Raw genomic sequence first — 18,272 nt, forward strand, 5'->3', positions numbered from 1 at the left:
TGGGCGCCAGAATCGTCGCCGTCGTCGGAATCCTCCCCTTCATCCGATCCGGCAAGGAAGCCCTCCCGTGACTCTCATGCAGAAGGCGATCACCCCGTCGCTGACGCAGGCGCACCTCACGCAGGGCCACGACCGCATCGCCGGTTACGTGGTCCGCGCGGAGGACGTGGCGTTCGCGACGACCCCGGCCCAGCTCTTCGAGGTGCACGGTCTCGGCTACCCCGGGTCGCCGTTCAGCCCGTACGACCGATCCATCGACATCCTGCGGTTCGAGTCGTCGCCCCAGCTGCAGTACCGCGACGTCCCGGGCTACATCGTCCCGCTGTGGTGGCTGCGCCACTCGCGCATCCCCCCGGGCGCGGAGCTGATCCGCGTGCACGACGACGGCACGTCGACGCTGCTCGCGCGGTACGGCGACGTCGGCACGGGCTGGACCGTCACGCAGCTCGGCGCACCCCGCCCCTCGCTCGCGTCGCTGTCGCGGTGCGTCGGCCCGGTCGCCAAGTGGCACGGCGCGTACCTCGAGGCCGACGTGGTCGACGGCGGGCACACGGTCGTGCTGGCGCTCGCCAACCCGCCGCTCGCCGAGACGGGGTTCCACCAGTCGCCGTCGGGCCGGTGGTACCGCCGGGTCGCGCGCGAGGACGTCACCGAGCTGTTCGAGCTCGACCTGACGGCCCGGTGGAACGGCCTGTCGGTCCGGGTGGTCGACCAGTGGCAGGACGCGCAGCGGTACGTCGTCGCGCGGATCTCGCACCTGGGCGACGACATCGAGCGCGCGGAGCGGCTGCACCTCGAGCGCGTCGAGGCGGGCGTGTACGAGGCGATCGTCTACGCGGCCGAGCTCACCGACATTCAGACCAACCAGGTCGTCCCGCACACGTGGGCACCCGGGCCGGCGGCGCAGCAGCGGCACTGGGCTCACTCGTGACCTCGGGAACGCGTGAGAACTGGTCCGCGAAACCCCGGACACGGGGCACTCCGCTCCACTAGCATCCATGACATACCGGCACGAACCCGTGCGGCGCTGTGCCCAGCGCCCCGGTCACGGTCAGCGCGACGCCGCCTGACCCCCCAGACCGCACCGGGCCTGGTCCTCCCCCCCGACCAGGCCCGGTGCGCTTTTTGCACGCAGCCGGGCTGGCGTCCGCGGCGCCGCACGACGTCACGCAGCCGCACGACGCGGAACGCGGTGACGCGCGGCACGACCGCACGACGCGCGCGGCACGACGCTCGTGCGCGAGCGTCAGCCGCGGGTCGGCACGACCGCGGGAACCTCGATGGCGGCCAGCTCGGCCAGGGCACGCGCGTAACCCGCGGCGTCGCCCGCCCGCGCCGCGGCCCGCGCCGCGACCGTGGGCCCGTGCAGCTGCGCGCGGGCCCGGCGCCGCAGCGAGCGGGCGTGCGCGTCGTCCGGGCTCGCGTCCGGCAGCGCGTCGAGGGCCGCCTCGAGCCCGCCGAGCACGCGCGTGCGCTCCGCGACGACCGCCGGGTCCCACTCGCGGACGCGCCGGTCCGCCTCGAAGTCGTCGGCGGCCCGCTCGACGACGTCGCGCGCGTGCTGCAGCGCCGCGTGCTCGGCCGGAGCGTGCTCCGCGACGGACTGCAACGACACCAGCGCGACGCCCGGCAGGGTCCGCACGTCGGGGTCGACGTCGTGCCGCAGCGCCAGGTCGACCACGGTCAGCGGCCGCTGCGCGGTGCGCCGCACCGCGGCGAGCGCCTCGACCCCCAGCACGGCACCCGCCGCGCCCGAGCACGCGACCACCAGGTCCGCCTGCGCGACCTCCGCCAGCAGGTCGGCACCCGCCGGCAGCGCCGTGACGCCGCGCTGCGCCGCGAACTGCCCGGCACGTCCGCTGGGCGAGAACACACGCACGTCGCGCACGCCGCGCGCCTTGAGCGCCGCGAGGCTCGCACCCGCGTACGAGCCGGTGCCGATGAGCACGCACCGCACGGCCTGCCAGTCGGCCCCGTCCGGTGCCTCCGCCGCCGTCTCGGGCGCGCCCGGCCCGTCGACGGCCGGCACGGCGGCGCCCGTCGCCCCGCCGCGCGGCAGCGTGCGCGCCGCCAGGTCGAGCGCGACACCCACCACCGACCGTCCCGTCGACCCGAGCCCCGTCGCGGCCTCGACCGCGCGCGACGCACGGGACGCGGCCTGGAACAGGGCCTCGAGCGTCGACGTCGTCGTGCCGTCGCGGCGTGCGGTGGTGAGCGCGCGGCGCACCTGCCCGGCGATCTCCCGCTCCCCCACGACCATCGACTCGAGCCCCGACGCGACGGCGAACAGGTGCTCGCTCGCGTCGCCGCCCACCAGGGGACGCAGGTGCTCGACCACGGCGTCGGGCGCGTAGCCGGAGCGCGCGGCCACGGCCTTCGCGACGGCGCGGCGGGCGCGCGGCGTGTGCGCGGTGTCGTCGACGTCCAGGTACAGCTCGAACCGGTTGCACGTCGCGAGCACGACGGCACCGGTCACGGCGGGGGTCGCGGCGACCACCTCCCGGCCGACTGCCTGGACGTCGGACTGCAGACGCTCGAGGACGGCGAGGTCGAGGTCGTGGTGGCTCGCGACGAGGGACAGGAGCACCACGGGGCCCGATTCAATCATCCCGGGAAAAGTCCGGCACAATCGACGGCGTGAGTCTTGCCCCACACCATCCCCTCGTCGACGGCCGCACCACGGATTCCGCGCTCGTGCGCGCCTATTCCGGGACGCGTCCGGAACGGCTGCCGGTGTGGTTCATGCGCCAGGCCGGCCGGTCGCTGCCGGAGTACCGCGAGTCCCGCGCGGGCGTCGCGATGCTCGACGCGTGCCTCGACCCGGACCTGGCTGCCGAGATCACGCTGCAGCCCGTGCGTCGCCACGGCGTCGACGCCGCCGTGTTCTTCTCGGACATCGTCGTGCCGCTCAAGCTCGTGGGCGTCGACGTCGAGATCGTGCCCGGCACCGGCCCCGTCATGGGCTCGCCCGTGCGCACGCTCGACGACGTCGAGCGGCTGCGCGACCTGGGCCCGCTCGACGCCGCACGCCTCGCGCCCGTCGCCGAGGGCGTGGCCCGCACGGTCGCGGCGCTCGGCGGCACGCCGCTCGTCGGCTTCGCGGGCGCGCCGTTCACGCTCGCCGCGTACCTCGTCGAGGGTGGTCCGTCGCGCGACCACCTCGCCGCACGGCGCCTCATGCACGCCGACCCCGCGGCCTGGTCGGCGCTCATGGCGTGGGCCGCCGAGATGTCGGGCGCGTTCCTCGAGGCGCAGGTGCTCGCCGGCGCGAGCGCGGGGCAGCTCTTCGACTCCTGGGCCGGCGCGCTGTCGCTCGCGGACTACACCGCGCACTGCGCGCCCGCGTCGGCGCAGGTGCTGACGCGGGTCCGCGCCCTGGGCGTGCGCACGGTGCACTTCGGCGTCGCGACGGGCGAGCTGCTGGTCGCGATGCGCGACGCGGGAGCCGACGTCATGGGCGTCGACTACCGCGTGCCGCTCGACGAGGCGTCGCGCCGCCTGGGCGGCGGGACCCCGCTGCAGGGCAACGTCGACCCCGCGCTGCTCGCGGCGCCGTGGGACGTGCTCGAGGCGCACGTGCGCGACGTCGTGCGGCGCGGGCGGTCCGCCCCCGGGCACGTCGTGAACCTGGGGCACGGCGTGCCACCCGAGACGGACCCGACGGTCCTGACGCGCCTGGTCGAGCTGGTCCACGCGCCGTGACCGACGCCGCCGCCACCGCGCCCGGGACCGACGCGACGCCGCCCGAGGCCGGGTCCGCGCCCGCCTGGGAGGCGGTCGTGGTCGGGGCCGGCGTCGCGGGCCTGGTGGCGGCGCGCGAGCTCGTGCACGCGGGCCTGCGCACGCTCGTGATCGACGAGCGGGACGCACCCGGCGGGGTCGTGCGGGCGCACGAGGTCGCGGGGCTGACGCTCGACGCGGGCGCCGAGTCGTACGCGACGCGGAACGGCTCGGTGGCGGCGCTGCTGGCCGGCCTGGGCCTCGCGGACGACGTCGTCGCACCGCAGCCGCGCGGCGCGTGGGTGCACCTGACCAGCGGCGACGGCCCGCTGCCGCGCACGGGGCTGCTCGGCGTCCCCGCGCACCCGTGGGCGCCCGACGTGCGGCGCACGCTCGGCACGCCGGGTGCGCTGCGGGCACTGCTCGACCTCGTGCTGCCGGCGCGCGTGGGCGCGCGCGAGACGACCCTCGGCGGGCTGGTGCGGGCGCGCATGGGTGCCGCGGTGGTCGACCGGCTCGTGCACCCGGTGGTGGGTGGCGTGCACGCGGCCGACCCCGACGACCTCGCGGTCGACACCGCCGCGCCCGGGCTGCGCGAGGCGGCCGCGGCGGAGCGCGGGTCGCTCGCGCGCGGCGTGCGACGGCTGCGCGCGGCCGCCCCGGCGGGCACCGCGGTCGAGGGCGTCGCGGGTGGTCTGCACCGGCTGGTGGACGCGCTCGTCGCGGACGTCACCGCGCACGGCGGCGTGGTCCTGACCCGCACGAGCGCGGCGTCGGTCGAGCGCGCGGAGGACGGCACGCTCGTCGTCGGCACGCAGGACCGGCACAAGCCGCCGCGCCCGGCGCGCGAGCTGCGCACGGCGCGGCTGGTGGTCGCCGCACCGGGTGCGGCACGCCTGCTCGACGGGCTGGACGGCACGTCCCTGGGCGACGTGCAGCTCGACGCCGGCGCGCCCGTGACGCTCGTGACGCTCGTGCTCGACGCGCCCGTGCTCGACGCGGCGCCGCGCGGCACGGGCGTGCTGGTGGGGCCGGGGGTCGACGACGTCCGCGCGAAGGCGCTCACGCACGCGACGGCCAAGTGGGGCTGGGCCGCGGAGTCGGCGGGCCCGGGTCGGCACGTCGTGCGGCTGTCGTACGGGCGCGCGGCCGGGGCGGGCGCCGACCCCGGCGCCGACCACGACGCGAGCGCCGCCCCGGCGGACCTGCCGACGGGCGACGCGCTGGTCGACCTCGCGCTGCGGGACGCGTCGACCCTGCTGGGCGTGCGTCTCGACCGCGGCGCGCTCGCCGGGTCGGCGGTGGTGCGGTGGACGCAGTCGCTGCCGCGCCCGAGCACCGCGCACCGGGAGGCCGTGGCGGCGGTCCGGGCGGCGGTCGCGGGCCTGCCGGGGGTCGCGGTGTGCGGCGCCTGGGCGGCCGGCAACGGCTTGGCGTCGGTCGTGCCGGACGCGCGGGCGGCCGCGCGCTCGCTGGTGGCGGGCGACGCACCCGCCTGACGCCGGGCGGTCGCGGACGCATTTTCGCCAGGGATCTGACGACCTGTCAGAAATACTCACAGGAATGTCGTGCGTCACATTCTGCCGACGCCCGACGCACCGACCTGACGCATTGTCAGAACGATCCGGCAGACGCATTTCGCGGCCACCTGGACCTTCGCCCCTGTTTCGACATCCGCGCACCCGCGGACGACACTGGACACATGCCCCAGGACGTCCGGATCGGCACGCGCGCGAGCGCCCTGGCCCTCACGCAGACGGGCCACGTGGCCGACGCGCTCGCCGCGCTCGGCGACCTCGCGGTCGACACCGTGCGCGTGCGCACGGAGGGCGACCGCACCCGCGCGTCGCTCGCGAGCCTGGGCGGCACGGGCGTGTTCGTGACCGCGCTGCGCGACGCGCTGCTCGACGGCCGCTGCGACGTCGCGGTCCACTCGCTCAAGGACCTGCCCACGGGCCCGGCCGACGGCCTCGTGATCGCCGCGGTGCCCGAGCGCGCCGACGCACGCGACGCGCTGTGCGCGCGCGACGGGCTCACGCTCGCGACGCTGCCCGCCGGTGCCCGCGTCGGCACGGGCTCGCCGCGGCGGGCCGCCCAGCTGCGCGCGCTGCGCCCCGACCTCGACGTCGTCGACATCCGCGGCAACGTCGGCACCCGCCTGGGCCGCGTGCGCGGGCTCGACCCGACCACCGTCGCCACCGGCGACCACGGCGCGGCACCGCACCCGGGCGTCGGCACCGACGCGCCGCGCGGCGACCTCGACGCGGTCGTGCTGGCCGCCGCGGGGCTCGGCCGCCTCGGGCGGCTCGACGCCGTGACCGAGTGGTTCGACCCCGCCGTGCTGGCCCCGGCCCCCGGGCAGGGTGCCCTCGCGGTCGAGGTGCGCACCACCGACGCCGAGGCGGCCACGCCGCTCGCGGACGCGCTGCGCGCGCTCGACCATGCCCCGACCCGCCGCGCGGTCGTCGCCGAGCGTGCCGTGCTCGCCCGCCTCGAGGCCGGGTGCGCCGCCCCGATCGGCGCGTGGGGGCGGCTCGACGACGCGACGGGCGAGCTCGTGCTCGACGCGGTCGTCGCGGCGGTCGACGGCGCACGCGTGCTGCGGCTGGGCGCCCGGGGTCCGGGCGACGACGACGCCGCTGCCGACCGCCTGGGCCGCCGGCTCGCCGAGGACCTGCTCGACGCGGGCGCGGCCGACCTCGCACCTCTCGGACCGGTGCGATGACGCCCGGCGCCGCCGGCGCGTTCGACGGGTCCACGTCCGACGCCGCACCGCGCCACGTCGCGACACCCGACGAGACCACGTCCGACGCCGCCGCGCCCGACAGCACCACGCCCGAGGCCGCGACCCCCGACGGCACGACGTCCGAGCGGCCCGCGAGCGCACGCCGCCCCTCGCCGGAGCTCGCGGGGTGGCGCGTGCTGGTGCCACAGCCTCCGCTCGAGGCGGGCACGGGACCGGGCCGCACGAGCCCGGCGGCGGTCGCCCTGGCGACGGCCGGAGCCGAGCCGCTCGTCGTGCCGCTCGTCCGCACGCTGCCCGTCGACGACCTCACGCCGCTCGACGACGCGCTGCTCGCGCTCGGTGCGGGCTGGTACGGGTGGCTCGCCGTCACGAGCCAGGCGGCGGTCGCCGTGCTCGCCGAGCGTGCCGCGGCGCACGACGACGGTCTGGCGGCGGTCGTCGCACGCGCGGGCGTGCGCGTCGCGGCCGTCGGCCCGGGCACGGCGCGCGCGCTCGAGGCCCTGGGCGTGCCCGTCGACGTCGTCCCGCCCGTGCGCTCGACGGCCGTCGACCTCGTCGCGGCGCTCGTGGCGCTCCCGGACCCGGGCGCCTCCCACGTCGACCCCGCGACCGGTCGCTCGGCCGTCACCGTCGACGCGACCGATGACGGGTTCGCGGCGCTGGGCGACCGGCGGCGCGGGGGGACGGCGGACGCGGGCGACGAGGACCTGGGACCGGCCGGTGGGGCGGACGTGCGCGAGCTGCGCCCGGCCGCGCGGCGGACCGACGACGTCGTGGCCCGGCGCGTGCTGTTCCCCCGCGGGGACCTCGCCGCGCCGACGTTCGCCGACGGGCTCACCGAGGCCGGCTGGCACGTCGACGACCTCGTCGTCTACCGCACGGTCCCCGCCGGTCCGCCGGACCCCGACGTCGCGCGGGCGTGGCACGCCGGCGACGTGCACGCCGCGCTGCTCACGTCGGCCAGCACGGTGCGCGCGCTGCTCGACCACCTCGGGCCCCCGCCGCCCGCGACGCTCGTCGTCGTCATCGGCCCCAGCACCGAAGCCGAGGCCCGGCGCCTGGGGCTGCGCGTCGACGCGGTCGCGGAGCGGCAGACCCTCGCCGGGCTCGTCGCGGCGCTCACCGACGTCGTCACGCGCACCGGCGCTGCGCCCGGCGCACCCGCACCCGACGCCCCCGCCCCTGCCCCGTCGGTCACCCCTGCACCCGCCCCGTCCGCACCCCCCACCCCCGCGGAGGACCCCGCATGACCACCCCCTCACCCGGCCGGCTGCGCCCGCGCCGCCTGCGCCGCACGCCCGCCCTGCGCCGCCTCGCCGCCCAGACGCGCCTGCACCCGGCCGACCTCGTGCTGCCGGTGTTCGTGCGCGAGGGCCTCGACGCGCCCCGCCCGCTCGGCTCGATGCCGGGCGTGCTGCAGCACACGCGCGACTCGCTGCGGCAGGAGGCCGCGCGCGCGGTCGAGGCCGGGCTCGGCGGGATCATGCTGTTCGGCGTGCCGGCGCACCGCGACGCGACGGGCACGGGCGCGACCGACCCCGACGGGATCCTCAACGTCGCCGTGGCCGACGTGGTCGCGGAGGTCGGCGACGACCTCGTGGTGCAGGCCGACCTGTGCCTCGACGAGTTCACCGACCACGGCCACTGCGGCGTGCTCACCCCGAGCGGCGCGGTCGACAACGACGCGACGCTCGAGCGGTACGCGGCGATGGCCGTCGCGCAGGCCGAGGCGGGCGCCCACCTGGTCGGGCTCAGCGGCATGATGGACGGCCAGACGGGTGTCGTCCGGGACGCGCTCGACGCGGCCGGCCACACCGACGTCGCCGTGCTCGCGTACGCCGCGAAGTACGCGTCGGCGTTCTACGGGCCGTTCCGCGAGGCGGTCGAGTCGCAGCTCGACGGCGACCGCCGCAGCTACCAGATGGACCCGGCGAACCGCCGGGAGGCCGCGCGCGAGGTCGCGATCGACGTGGCCGAGGGCGCGGACGTCGTCATGGTGAAGCCCGCGATGTCGTACCTCGACGTGCTCGCCGACGTCGCCGCGACGTCACCGGTGCCCGTCTGGGCGTACCAGGTGTCGGGCGAGTACGCGATGATCGAGGCCGCGGCCGCGCAGGGGTGGATCACCCGCAGGGGTGCCATCACCGAGTCGGTGCTCAGCATCCGCCGCGCGGGCGCCGATGCGATCCTGACCTACTGGGCGACGGAGCTGGCCGGGTGGCTGGCGGAGGAGCGGTGATGACGCAGGTGGACGACGTCGCGGGTGCAGCCGGCCCCGTGGACGGCCCGGCGTGGACGGGCAGCAGCACCGCGGCGTTCGAGCACGCGACCGCCGTCATCCCGGGCGGCGTGAACTCCCCCGTGCGGGCGTACGGCTCGGTGGGCGGCACGCCCCGGTTCCTCGCGTCGGCGGCGGGCGCGCACGTGACCGACGTCGACGGGCGCACGTACGTCGACCTCGTCGGGTCGTGGGGCCCGGCGCTGCTGGGCCACGCGCACCCCGAGGTCGTCGACGCCGTGCAGCGCGCGGCCGCGCGGGGCCTGGGCTTCGGCGCGCCGACGACGACCGAGGTCGAGCTGGTCGACGAGGTGCGCGCACGCGTGCCCGCGGCCGAGCGGGTGCGTCTGGTGTCGACGGGCACCGAGGCGACCATGACCGCGCTGCGGCTGGCGCGCGCGTGGACGGGCCGCGACAAGGTCGTGAAGTTCGCGGGCTGCTACCACGGGCACGTCGACGCGCTGCTCGCGCAGGCGGGGTCGGGCGTCGCGACGCTCGCGCTGCCCGGGTCCGCGGGCGTCACGGCGGCCGTCGCGGCCGAGACGATCGTCGTGCCGTACAACGACCTGGACGCGCTGCGCACGGCGTTCGCCGAGCACGGCGGCTCGATCGCCGCGGTCATCACCGAGGCGGCGCCCGCCAACATGGGCGTCGTCCCGCCGCTGCCCGGGTTCAACCGCGAGCTGCGGCGCCTGACGTCGGAGCACGGCGCGCTGCTCGTGCAGGACGAGGTGCTCACGGGCTTCCGCGTGGGTCCGGCCGGGTGGTGGGGCCTCGAGGGCGCCGCCGAGCAGTGGGCGCCCGACCTGCTGACGTTCGGCAAGGTGATCGGCGGCGGGCTGCCCGTCGCCGCGGTCGGCGGTCGCGCGGACGTCATGGACCAGCTCGCGCCGCTCGGGCCCGTGTACCAGGCGGGCACGCTGTCGGGGAACCCGGTCGCGACGGCCGCGGGGCTGGCGACGCTCCGGCTCGCGGACGGCGACGTGTACGCGCGCGTCGACGCGGCGGCCGCGCGGCTGCGACGCGAGGTCTCGGGCGCGCTCGTGCAGGCCGGCGTGCCGCACGCGATCCAGTGGGCGGGCAGCCTGTTCAGCATCGTGTTCGGCGAGCGCGCCGCCGCCGAGGGCGCGCGCGACTACGCGGGCGTGCAGGCGTCCGAGCACTGGCGGTACGCGCCGTTCTTCCACGCGCTGCTCGACGCGGGCGTGCTCGCGCCGCCGTCGGCGTTCGAGGCGTGGTTCTTGTCCGCGGCGCACGACGACGAGGTGCTGGACCGCGTGGTCGAGGCGCTGCCGGGTGCGGCGCGCGCCGCCGCGGAGGCCACGCGTCCCGAGTGACGCGGACGCGGGCGGCCCGGGATCCGGGCCGCCCGCGCGCGGGTGGCAGGGCCGGCCCGGCTCCGGACAGGTGCGCCGGGCCGGCCCTCCACCGTTCGAGGGTGCCGCGTCAGGCGCGCGGCGCGACCGGAGAGGCCGACTCCGCGTCGACGGCCTGCGGGGCGTGCGACGACGTGCCGGGCGCGTCCGCGTCCTCCGCCGGCCCGTGGGCCGTCGTCGCGGCGCCGCGCCCGGCTGCGAGGTCGAGGCGGTAGGCGCGGACCGACCACGTCACGGCCGCGACCCACACGAGCGCGATGGCCGCGAGCACGAGCCCCTCGGTGGGGGTGTCACCGACGCCGACCCAGTCGGAGCGCAGCAGCGTGCGGGTGTTGGTGAGCACGATGACGCCGCCGACAGCCGAGCCGAGCACGCGGCCGGGGACCTTGCGCACGAGCCACGCGGCGAAGGGCGCCGCGATCAACCCGCCGATGAGCAGCGCGGCGACCCACGTGAAGTCGATGCCCTGCGAGCCGAGCGAGAACAGGAAGCCGAGGCTCGCGGCGAGCGCGACGAGGAACTCGGACGTGTCGATCGAGCCGACGACCTTGCGGGGCTCGAGCCGCCCGGACGCGAGCAGCGCGGGCGTGCCGACGGGGCCCCAGCCGCCACCGCCCGTGGCGTCGACGAACCCGGCGAACACGCCGAGCGGCGCGAGGAACCGCTTGCGCAGCGGCAGGTGCTGGCGGTCGGTGCGCAGGCCCTTGAGCGTGAAACGCACGAGCAGGTAGACGCCGAGCGCGAGCAGCAGCAGGGACATCACGGGCTTGGCGGCGTCGGTCGAGAGGTTCGACAGGAACGTCGCACCGGCGAACGCGCCGACGGCGCCGGGGACGCCGATGCGCAGGACGACCTTCCAGTCGACGTTGCCGAACCGCCAGTGCGAGACGCCGGACGCGAGCGTCGTGCCGATCTCGGCGAGGTGGACGGTGGCGGAGGCCGCGGCCGGGTTGGTGCCGATCGCGAGCAGGAGCGTCGTCGAGGTGACGCCGTAGGCCATGCCGAGGCTGCCGTCGACGAGCTGTGCGGCGAGGCCGACGAGGGCCAGGAGGATCAAGGAGGGCACGGGGACCACCTCGGGGCGGCCGGCGGGGAGGCCGGGAGCGGGTGACGCGCACGGGCGGTTGTCCGTACCTTGCTGATAATTCCGACCTGGTTAGCGGGATTTCAAGGATCGGTCGCATCCTGAGACGCCGTCTCGTGAGCGGACGGCGCGGCGGCACGGCACGGGGCGTAGGGTCGTCCGCCGTGACGACCGCGGGAGTGATCAGGGTCAGCGCCGTGGTGCTGCGGGACGCGACGGGCGCGGTGCTGACGGTGCGCAAGCGCGGCACGTCGCGGTTCATGCTCCCCGGGGGCAAGCCCGAGACCGGCGAGACGCCCGCGCAGACCGCGGTGCGCGAGGTGCAGGAGGAGGTCGGCCTCACGCTGCGCGTCGAGACGCTGCGCCCCCTCGGCGTCCTGCGTGCCGCCGCGGCGAACGAGGACGGGTTCGAGGTCGAGGCCGACGTCTTCGAGCACGCGCTCGACGCGCCCGTCGCGGTCGGCGCCGAGATCGCCGAGCTGCGCTGGCTCGACCCCGACGCCCCGCTGCCGCCCGACCTCGCGCCTCTGCTGCGCGACCGCGTGCTGCCCCTGCTGCAGGCCTCGCCCCGACCCTGACGACGCCGGGCGCCCGGCCCGGGGTTGCCGCGCGACCGTCGGGGGTCGCCGCGCCACCGTCAGCGGTTGGCCGTGCGCCGTCTGAGGTCGCCGCGCCACCGTGACGGGGCGGGCGCGCCCGTCACGGGTTGAGCCAGGCGTCCTCGCGCGCGGCCTGCCGGACCACGAGCTCGGGCAGCTCGCGCTGCACGACGTCGGCGAGCGTGACGCCCTCGAGCACGTCGCGCACGGACGCCCGCAGCGCGACCCAGACGTCGAGCAGCGCGGTCGCCGACCCCTCGTAGGTGAGCCCGGGCGGCCGCACGTCGCGCACCGTGACGAGCGGGCCGTCGACGGCCCGGATGACCTCGGCGAGCGTGATCTCGTCGGCACCACGCGCGAGCCGGTACCCGCCCGCGCGACCGCGGACGCTCGTCACGACGCCGGCCCGGCGCAGGTCCCCGAGGATCCGCTCGAGGAAGCTCGTGGGGATGCCCTGCCCCTCGGCGAGCACCTCGCTCGAGACCGAGTCGTCCGCCGGCCTGCTGGCCAGCTCGGCGCACGCCCGCACCGCATAGTCCGCCTTCGCCGAGACACGCATGGGTCGATCATCCCCTGCGCGGGGCGTCCGCCGGGCGCGAACACGCTTGTGCGTATACCCCCCAGGGGTATGATCGACGCATGTCCACCGAGACGGCACGCGTCACGCACGACACCCCCCACGCCGACCCTCCCGCGGTCGCACCCTCCGCCGACGCCCCCGAGCACGACCACGCGACGCACGGCTACTCGCCCGCCAAGGCCGAGTACCTGCGCCGCCTGCGCCGCATCGAGGGCCAGGTCCGCGGCATCGCCCGCATGGTCGACGAGGACGTCTACTGCATCGACGTCCTCACGCAGGTCGCCGCCGTCACCAAGGCGCTGCAGGCCGTGAGCATCGGCCTCGTCGAGGACCACCTCGGCCACTGCGTCGTCGACGCCGCGCGGCAGTCCCCCGAGGCGGGCGCCGAGAAGGTCCGCGAGGCCTCGGCCGCGATCGCGCGCCTCGTGCGCAGCTGACCCACCCCCGCACCTCGCGTCCGACCCGCCCCGGGTCGCCGCGACACGTCCCGCGGCACGGCCCCCCACCCGGAGCCGCGCCACCCACCCGCCGTCCGCGTCGCCCCGGCCGCCCCCGCCCGCTCGCCCGGGCCCCCGCCGCACCGGACACCCGCACCGAAGGAGCACCACCATGGCCACCACCACGTTCCGCGTCGACGGCATGACCTGCGGCAACTGCGTCAAGCACGTCACCGAGGAGCTCACCGCGCTGCCCGGCGTCACCGACGTCACCGTCGAGCTCGTGACCGGCGGGGCCTCCCCCGTGACCGTCACGTCCGACGCACCGCTCGACGACGCCGCGGTCGCGGCCGCCGTCGAGGAGGCCGGTTACGCCGTCACGCCCACCCGGTCGCTGCTGTGAGCGCGCCCGGGACCGCCCCGGACGGGGTGGGGGCCGCGGGGATCGACCTCGCGGTCGAGGGCATGACCTGCGCGTCCTGCGTCGCGCGCGTCGAGAAGCGGCTCAACCGCGTGCCGGGCGCGACCGCGACGGTGAACCTCGCGCTCGAGACCGCGCACGTCGAGATCGCCCCGACCGACGGCGCCCCCGCGCCGACCGTCGACGACCTCGTGGCCGCCGTGCGCGCTGCGGGGTACGACGCGCACCCGGTCCCCGCGCCCGGCGCGTCGCACCACGGCGCCGCGGCGGACCACGCGGCGCACGACGGCGCCGGCGACCACGGCGCGCACGACGAGATCGAGCACGCGCTGTCGGGCATGCAGCACGCCGGCATGGAGCACGACGCCGACGACGACACGTCCGCCCCCGTCGACGCGCGCGGCGCCGACCTGCGCCGCCGCCTGCGGGTCGCGGCCGTGCTCACCGTCCCCGTGGTCGTGCTGAGCATGGTCCCGGCGACGCAGTTCCGCGGCTGGCAGTGGCTCGTCGCGGCGCTCGCGCTGCCGGTCGCGACGTGGGCGGCGTGGCCGTTCCACCGCGCGGCCGTGCGCGCGGCACGGCACGGGTCGTCGACCATGGACACGCTCGTGTCGATCGGCGTGGTCGCCGCGAGCGCGTGGTCGCTGTGGGCGCTGCTGCTGGGCGGTGCGGGCGAGCTCGGCATGCGCATGACGCCGACGCTCTTCCCGGCCGCGGGTGCGGGCCACGGCACCGCGATGCCCGAGCTGTACTTCGAGGTCGCGGCCGTGGTCGTGACGTTCCTGCTCACCGGCCGGTACGCCGAGCACCGCTCGCGCCGGCGCGCGGGCGACGCGCTGCGCGCGCTGCTGGACCTCGGCGCCAAGGACGTCGCGGTGCTGGTCGACGGGCCCAGGGGCCGCGTCGAGCGACGCGTGCCCGTGGACCGGCTCGCGGTCGGCGACGAGTTCGCGGTGCGCCCGGGCGAGAAGGTCGCGACCGACGGCGTCGTGGTGACGGGGACGAGCGCGGTCGACACGTCGCTGCTCACGGGCGAGCCCGTGCCCGTCGACGTCGGCCCCGGCGACGAGGTCACGGGCGCGACCGTCAACACGTCCGGGCACCTCGTGGTCCGCGCGACGCGCGTCGGCTCCGAGACGCGCCTGGCGCAGATCGGCCGGCTCGTGGCGCGCGCGCAGACCGGCAAGGCGCCCGTGCAGCGGCTCGCCGACCGGATCTCGGCGGTGTTCGTGCCGGTCGTGCTCGTGATCGCGGTCGGCACGCTCGTGGTGTGGCTCGCGACCGGGGGCGGCGTGCAGGCCGCGTTCACGGCGGCCGTCGCGGTGCTGATCATCGCGTGCCCGTGCGCGCTGGGGCTCGCGACGCCCACGGCGCTGCTGGTCGGCACGGGGCGTGGTGCGCAGCTCGGGATCCTCATCAAGGGCCCCGAGATCCTCGAGGAGACGCGGCGCGTCGACACCGTCGTGCTGGACAAGACCGGCACGGTCACGGCCGGGCGCATGGCCCTGGTCGACGTCGTGCCGGCCGCGGGCGAGGACGCCGACGAGGTGCGGCGGCTGGCCGCGGCGGTCGAGCGGCTCGCCGAGCACCCGATCGCGCGCGCGATCGCGGAGGCCGCACCGGAACCGGATCGCCCTGTCACGAGAGCGCGATCCGACAACCCCACCGAGAGCACCGGGCTGGATCGCACTCTCGCGACAGGGGGATCGGGCGTCGGGGTCGGGGCCGACGGGGTCGGGGTCGGCGCCGACGAGGTGCGCGAGTTCCGCGCCGACGCGGGGCGCGGCGTGAGCGGCGTGGTCCGCACCGCGCACAGCGGCGTCGCGCTCGCACGGCGCGTGCTCGTGGGCCGGCGTGGCTGGCTCGAGGAGCAGGGCGTCCGCACCGACGACGTCGCGGCGGCGGTCGACGCGGCCGAGGCCGACGGCGCGACCGCGGTGGTCGCGGCGTGGGACGGCCGGGCGCGCGGCGTGCTGGTGCTGCGCGACCCGGTGAAGCCGACGTCGACCGACGCGGTGCGCGAGCTGCGCGCGCTGGGCCTGCGCCCCGTGCTGCTCACGGGCGACAACCGGGGCGCCGCGCTCGCGACGGCCCGCGCCGTCGGGATCGCCGACGCGGACGTCGTCGCGCAGGTCATGCCGGACGAGAAGGTCGCGGCGGTCGAGCGACTGCAGGCCGGCGGTGCGCGCGTCGCGATGGTCGGCGACGGCGTGAACGACGCCGCGGCGCTCGCGACGGCGGACCTGGGCCTGGCGATGGGCACGGGCACCGACGTCGCGATCGAGGCGGCCGACCTCACGCTCGTGCGCGGCGACCTGGCGTCCGCACCGCAGGCGATCCGGCTGTCGCGGCGCACGCTGCGGGTGATCCGGCAGAACCTGTTCTGGGCGTTCGCGTACAACGTCGCGGCGATCCCGCTCGCGGCGCTGGGCCTGCTCAACCCGATGATCGCGGGTGCGGCGATGGCGTTCTCGTCGGTGCTGGTGGTGTCGAACTCGCTGCGGCTGCGTCGCTTCGCGTGACGTCCACGGCGAGACGTCCCGCGTGACTGACGCGGTGTGACGGATGCGGCCCCCGGCGGTGGTAACACCGTCGGGGGCCGCGGACTATCATCGCTCTATGACGATGACATCTGCTGAGGACGATGAGGGCGTCTGGAGCACCGACGCCGGTCTCACCGCCCCGACGGCCGCACTGTTCCGCGCGCTGGGCGAGCCCGCACGCCTCACCCTGCTGCGCCACCTGTTCACGGGTGAGCACCAGGTCCGCGAGCTCACCGACCACCTCGGGCTCGCGCAGAGCACCGTCAGCGCGCACCTCGCGTGCCTGCGCGACTGCGGGCTCGTCACCGTCCGGCAGCGCGGGCGCGCGTCGATCTACGCGATCGCCGACCCCGAGCGCCTCGCCGGGCTCATCGCCGCCGCCGAGTCGCTGCTCGACGCAGGCCCGCACCCCGACGAGTGCGCGCACCTCGCGGGGGCCGACCGGTGAGCCACGGCCACGACCACGCGCACGGCGGCACCGACCACCGCGGGCGCCTCGCCGTCGCGTTCGGGCTCACCGCGACCGTGCTGGTCGCGCAGGCCGTCGGCGCGTACCTCACCGGCAGCCTCGCCCTGCTGGTCGACACCGCGCACATGCTCACCGACACCGCGGGCCTGCTCATGGCGCTCGTCGCGGCGCAGCTCACGCGACGCCCGGCGACCGCGCGGCGCACCTGGGGGTACCGCCGCGCCGAGGTGCTCGCGGCGCTCGCGCAGTCGGCCGTGCTGCTCGCGGTCGGCGTGTACGTGCTGGTCGAGGGCGTGCGTCGCCTCACGGCGCCGCCCGAGGTGCCGTCGACCGAGCTCGTGGTGTTCGGCGTGATCGGCCTCGTGGCCAACGTCGTGTCGCTCACCGTGCTCGCGGGCGGGCGCTCGTCGGGCTTCAACATGCGCGCGGCGTTCCTCGAGGTCCTCAACGACGCGCTGGGGTCGGTCGGCGTCATCGTCGCCGCGATCGTCATCGCGACGACCGGCTGGCAGCAGGCCGACGCGGTCGCGGGCCTGCTCATCGGCGTGCTGATCGTGCCGCGCGCCGCGCGGCTGCTGCGCGAGACGGCGTCGGTGCTGCTCGAGTCGACCCCGCCCGGGCTCGACCTGGACGACGTGCGCGCGCACCTGCTCGAGGTCGACCACGTGCTCGACGTGCACGACCTGCACGCGTCGCTCGTCGCGACGGGCCTGCCGGTGGTCACGGCGCACGTGGTGGTGGACGACTCGTGCTTCGGCGACGGGCACGGCCCGCGGATCCTCGACCAGCTGCAGGAGTGCCTGGCGACGCACTTCGAGGTGTCGGTCGCGCACTCGACGTTCCAGATCGAGCCCGCGTCGCACCGGACGCACGAGTTCCTCGGGCACGCCTGACGGCCGGACGGGTGACGGTCGGAGGTCCCGCACCGGACGCCGCGGGGCGCTGCTAAAGTGATATCACTTTGATACCGCGCCGCGGCGCCCGTCCCCCGGAGGTCCCCATGCCCGACACCGCCCCGCCGCAGGAGTCCGTCGGAGGCGACCCCAGCGGCCGTCCCGTCGGCCACGCCGGCGCCCGCGTCGACGTCGCCGAGCGGTCCGCGTGGTCCACCGGCGCCGGCGGGGCCGTCATCGCGCTGCTGTTCGTGCTCGTCGCCGTCGCCGGCGCGATCCTGCTGTTCATGGAGGCCGAGGCCAGCGGCGTCGACGCGCTCGGGTTCCTCGGCGCCCTGTGCGTCGGCGCCGCGGTCCTGCTGCTCAGCGGGCTCGCCGTCATCAGCCCCGGGCAGACCCGCGTCGTGCAGCTCTTCGGCCGCTACGTCGGCACCGTGCGCCGCACCGGGCTCGTCCTCACCATCCCCCTGACGACGCGCAAGAACGTCTCGGTGCGCGTGCGCAACTTCGAGACCAACGAGCTCAAGGTCAACGACGCCGACGGCAACCCCATCAACATCGCCGCGATCGTCGTCTGGCAGGTCGCCGACACCGCCACCGCGACGTTCGCGGTCGAGGACTACGCCGACTTCGTGCGCGTGCAGTCCGAGTCCGCGCTGCGCCACGTCGCGATGTCCCACCCGTACGACCACGCCGACGACGGCGAGACCTCGCTGCGCGGCGCGACCGACGTCATCTCCGCCGAGATCGCCGCCGAGGTCGCCGCCCGCGTCGTCATCGCCGGCATCGAGGTCATCGAGGCGCGCATCTCCAACCTCGCGTACGCCCCCGAGATCGCGCAGGCCATGCTGCAGCGTCAGCAGGCCGGCGCGATCATCGCGGCCCGCGAGCGCATCGTCGAGGGCGCGGTGTCGATGGTCGAGGGCGCGCTCGGCCGGCTCGAGGCCGACGGCATCGTGCAGCTCGACGACGAGCGCCGCGCCGCGATGGTGTCGAACCTGCTGGTCGTGCTGTGCGGCGAGTCCCGCGCGACACCCGTCGTGAACGCCGGGAGCCTGTACGCGTGACCGACGACGAGCGCACGGGCGCGGCGGGCGGGGGCGCGGACGACGCGACCACGCCCGCC

Annotated in this window: 17 protein-coding genes; 14 read left to right on the plus strand and 3 right to left on the minus strand. The window is 76.8% G+C overall.

The genetic code is table 11. From position 1 onward, the window contains the following. Positions 1–76 precede the first annotated feature (76 nt). The gene (locus CS2_RS07725; RefSeq protein WP_233421109.1) at positions 77–931 is read left to right on the plus strand and encodes a UCP033725 family protein; all 855 of its coding nucleotides are present in this window, start codon (positions 77–79) and stop codon (positions 929–931) included. Positions 932–1,246: 315 nt separating this feature from the next. On the opposite strand, the gene CS2_RS07730 is transcribed toward CS2_RS07725, so the two are convergent. Next, positions 1,247–2,590, minus strand: coding sequence for a glutamyl-tRNA reductase (locus CS2_RS07730; protein WP_070319533.1), 1,344 nt, complete (start codon positions 2,588–2,590; stop codon positions 1,247–1,249). A 47-nt stretch (positions 2,591–2,637) separates the two neighbouring features. Here CS2_RS07730 and hemE point away from each other — a divergent pair, with 47 nt between their 5' ends. From hemE to hemL, 6 genes are all read left to right on the plus strand, one after another. Continuing rightward, positions 2,638–3,702 carry a uroporphyrinogen decarboxylase gene (gene hemE / locus CS2_RS07735; protein ID WP_070319534.1) on the plus strand — a complete coding sequence of 355 codons (1,065 nt, stop codon included), beginning with the start codon at positions 2,638–2,640 and terminating at the stop codon, positions 3,700–3,702. Continuing rightward, positions 3,699–5,219 carry a protoporphyrinogen/coproporphyrinogen oxidase gene (locus tag CS2_RS07740; RefSeq protein WP_233421108.1) on the plus strand — a complete coding sequence of 507 codons (1,521 nt, stop codon included), beginning with the start codon at positions 3,699–3,701 and terminating at the stop codon, positions 5,217–5,219. Before hemE ends, CS2_RS07740 begins: the two co-directional genes overlap by 4 nt. 203 nt (positions 5,220–5,422) lie before the next feature. Beyond that, positions 5,423–6,445: a hydroxymethylbilane synthase gene (gene hemC / locus CS2_RS07745; protein ID WP_070319535.1), complete on the plus strand. Its 1,023-nt coding sequence runs from the start codon at positions 5,423–5,425 to the stop codon at positions 6,443–6,445. After that, positions 6,442–7,716, plus strand: a complete 1,275-nt coding sequence (locus tag CS2_RS07750) for a uroporphyrinogen-III synthase (protein WP_070319536.1) — start codon at positions 6,442–6,444, stop codon at positions 7,714–7,716. The genes hemC and CS2_RS07750 overlap by 4 nt, the downstream gene beginning before the upstream one ends. Further along, the gene (gene hemB / locus CS2_RS07755; RefSeq protein ID WP_062103829.1) at positions 7,713–8,705 is read left to right on the plus strand and encodes a porphobilinogen synthase; all 993 of its coding nucleotides are present in this window, start codon (positions 7,713–7,715) and stop codon (positions 8,703–8,705) included. Before CS2_RS07750 ends, hemB begins: the two co-directional genes overlap by 4 nt. Further along, complete coding sequence (gene hemL / locus CS2_RS07760) at positions 8,705–10,081, plus strand: glutamate-1-semialdehyde 2,1-aminomutase (protein WP_070319537.1); 1,377 nt, start codon at positions 8,705–8,707, stop codon at positions 10,079–10,081. The genes hemB and hemL overlap by 1 nt, the downstream gene beginning before the upstream one ends. Before the next feature lie 109 nt (positions 10,082–10,190). Here the strand turns inward: hemL and CS2_RS07765 are convergent, their stop codons facing one another. Then, the gene (locus CS2_RS07765) at positions 10,191–11,186 is read right to left on the minus strand and encodes a sulfite exporter TauE/SafE family protein (protein ID WP_082739959.1); all 996 of its coding nucleotides are present in this window, start codon (positions 11,184–11,186) and stop codon (positions 10,191–10,193) included. A 182-nt stretch (positions 11,187–11,368) separates the two neighbouring features. Between CS2_RS07765 and CS2_RS07770 the strand changes: the two genes are divergently transcribed. Further along, positions 11,369–11,782 carry an NUDIX hydrolase gene (locus tag CS2_RS07770; RefSeq protein WP_046529561.1) on the plus strand — a complete coding sequence of 138 codons (414 nt, stop codon included), beginning with the start codon at positions 11,369–11,371 and terminating at the stop codon, positions 11,780–11,782. A gap of 121 nt (positions 11,783–11,903) precedes the next feature. Here CS2_RS07770 and CS2_RS07775 read toward each other — a convergent pair whose 3' ends face one another. Continuing rightward, a complete protein-coding gene (locus CS2_RS07775) occupies positions 11,904–12,362 on the minus strand; it encodes an RrF2 family transcriptional regulator (RefSeq protein ID WP_046530933.1) in 459 nt (152 codons plus the stop codon). An 80-nt stretch (positions 12,363–12,442) separates the two neighbouring features. Here CS2_RS07775 and CS2_RS07780 point away from each other — a divergent pair, with 80 nt between their 5' ends. The 6 genes from CS2_RS07780 (at position 12,443) to CS2_RS07805 (ending at position 18,213) form a co-directional block, all read left to right on the plus strand. Continuing rightward, on the plus strand, positions 12,443–12,820 hold the full coding sequence (locus CS2_RS07780) for a metal-sensitive transcriptional regulator (RefSeq protein ID WP_082739960.1): 378 nt from the start codon (positions 12,443–12,445) through the stop codon (positions 12,818–12,820). Positions 12,821–12,992: 172 nt separating this feature from the next. Further along, the gene (locus tag CS2_RS07785) at positions 12,993–13,223 is read left to right on the plus strand and encodes a heavy-metal-associated domain-containing protein (RefSeq protein WP_070319538.1); all 231 of its coding nucleotides are present in this window, start codon (positions 12,993–12,995) and stop codon (positions 13,221–13,223) included. A gap of 62 nt (positions 13,224–13,285) precedes the next feature. Then, on the plus strand, positions 13,286–15,763 hold the full coding sequence (locus tag CS2_RS07790) for a heavy metal translocating P-type ATPase (RefSeq protein ID WP_082739961.1): 2,478 nt from the start codon (positions 13,286–13,288) through the stop codon (positions 15,761–15,763). Positions 15,764–15,866: 103 nt separating this feature from the next. Then, entirely contained in the window at positions 15,867–16,232 is a 366-nt protein-coding gene (locus tag CS2_RS07795; protein WP_082739962.1) for an ArsR/SmtB family transcription factor, read from the plus strand. Next, entirely contained in the window at positions 16,229–17,146 is a 918-nt protein-coding gene (locus CS2_RS07800; protein ID WP_062101444.1) for a cation diffusion facilitator family transporter, read from the plus strand. Before CS2_RS07795 ends, CS2_RS07800 begins: the two co-directional genes overlap by 4 nt. Positions 17,147–17,253: 107 nt before the next feature. Then, positions 17,254–18,213, plus strand: a complete 960-nt coding sequence (locus CS2_RS07805; RefSeq protein WP_070319541.1) for an SPFH domain-containing protein — start codon at positions 17,254–17,256, stop codon at positions 18,211–18,213. The last annotated feature ends 59 nt before the right edge of the window (positions 18,214–18,272 follow it).

Source organism: Cellulomonas iranensis NBRC 101100 = JCM 18110 (assembly GCF_001552375.1).
Taxonomy (GTDB): Bacteria; Actinomycetota; Actinomycetes; order Actinomycetales; family Cellulomonadaceae; genus Cellulomonas; species Cellulomonas iranensis.

Bases quoted from the DNA above. Each gene is read 5' to 3' on its own strand.
- CS2_RS07750 (WP_070319536.1), top strand. From the start codon at position 6,442: ATGACGCCCGGCGCCGCCGGCGCGTTCGACGGGTCCACGTCCGACGCC.
- CS2_RS07785 (WP_070319538.1), top strand. From the start codon at position 12,993: ATGGCCACCACCACGTTCCGCGTCGACGGCATGACCTGCGGCAACTGC.
- CS2_RS07775 (WP_046530933.1), bottom strand. From the start codon at position 12,362: ATGCGTGTCTCGGCGAAGGCGGACTATGCGGTGCGGGCGTGCGCCGAG.
- CS2_RS07790 (WP_082739961.1), top strand. From the start codon at position 13,286: ATGACCTGCGCGTCCTGCGTCGCGCGCGTCGAGAAGCGGCTCAACCGC.
- CS2_RS07725 (WP_233421109.1), top strand. From the start codon at position 77: ATGCAGAAGGCGATCACCCCGTCGCTGACGCAGGCGCACCTCACGCAG.
- hemB (WP_062103829.1), top strand. From the start codon at position 7,713: ATGACCACCCCCTCACCCGGCCGGCTGCGCCCGCGCCGCCTGCGCCGC.
- hemC (WP_070319535.1), top strand. From the start codon at position 5,423: ATGCCCCAGGACGTCCGGATCGGCACGCGCGCGAGCGCCCTGGCCCTC.
- CS2_RS07780 (WP_082739960.1), top strand. From the start codon at position 12,443: ATGTCCACCGAGACGGCACGCGTCACGCACGACACCCCCCACGCCGAC.
- CS2_RS07795 (WP_082739962.1), top strand. From the start codon at position 15,867: ATGACATCTGCTGAGGACGATGAGGGCGTCTGGAGCACCGACGCCGGT.
- hemL (WP_070319537.1), top strand. From the start codon at position 8,705: ATGACGCAGGTGGACGACGTCGCGGGTGCAGCCGGCCCCGTGGACGGC.
- CS2_RS07805 (WP_070319541.1), top strand. From the start codon at position 17,254: ATGCCCGACACCGCCCCGCCGCAGGAGTCCGTCGGAGGCGACCCCAGC.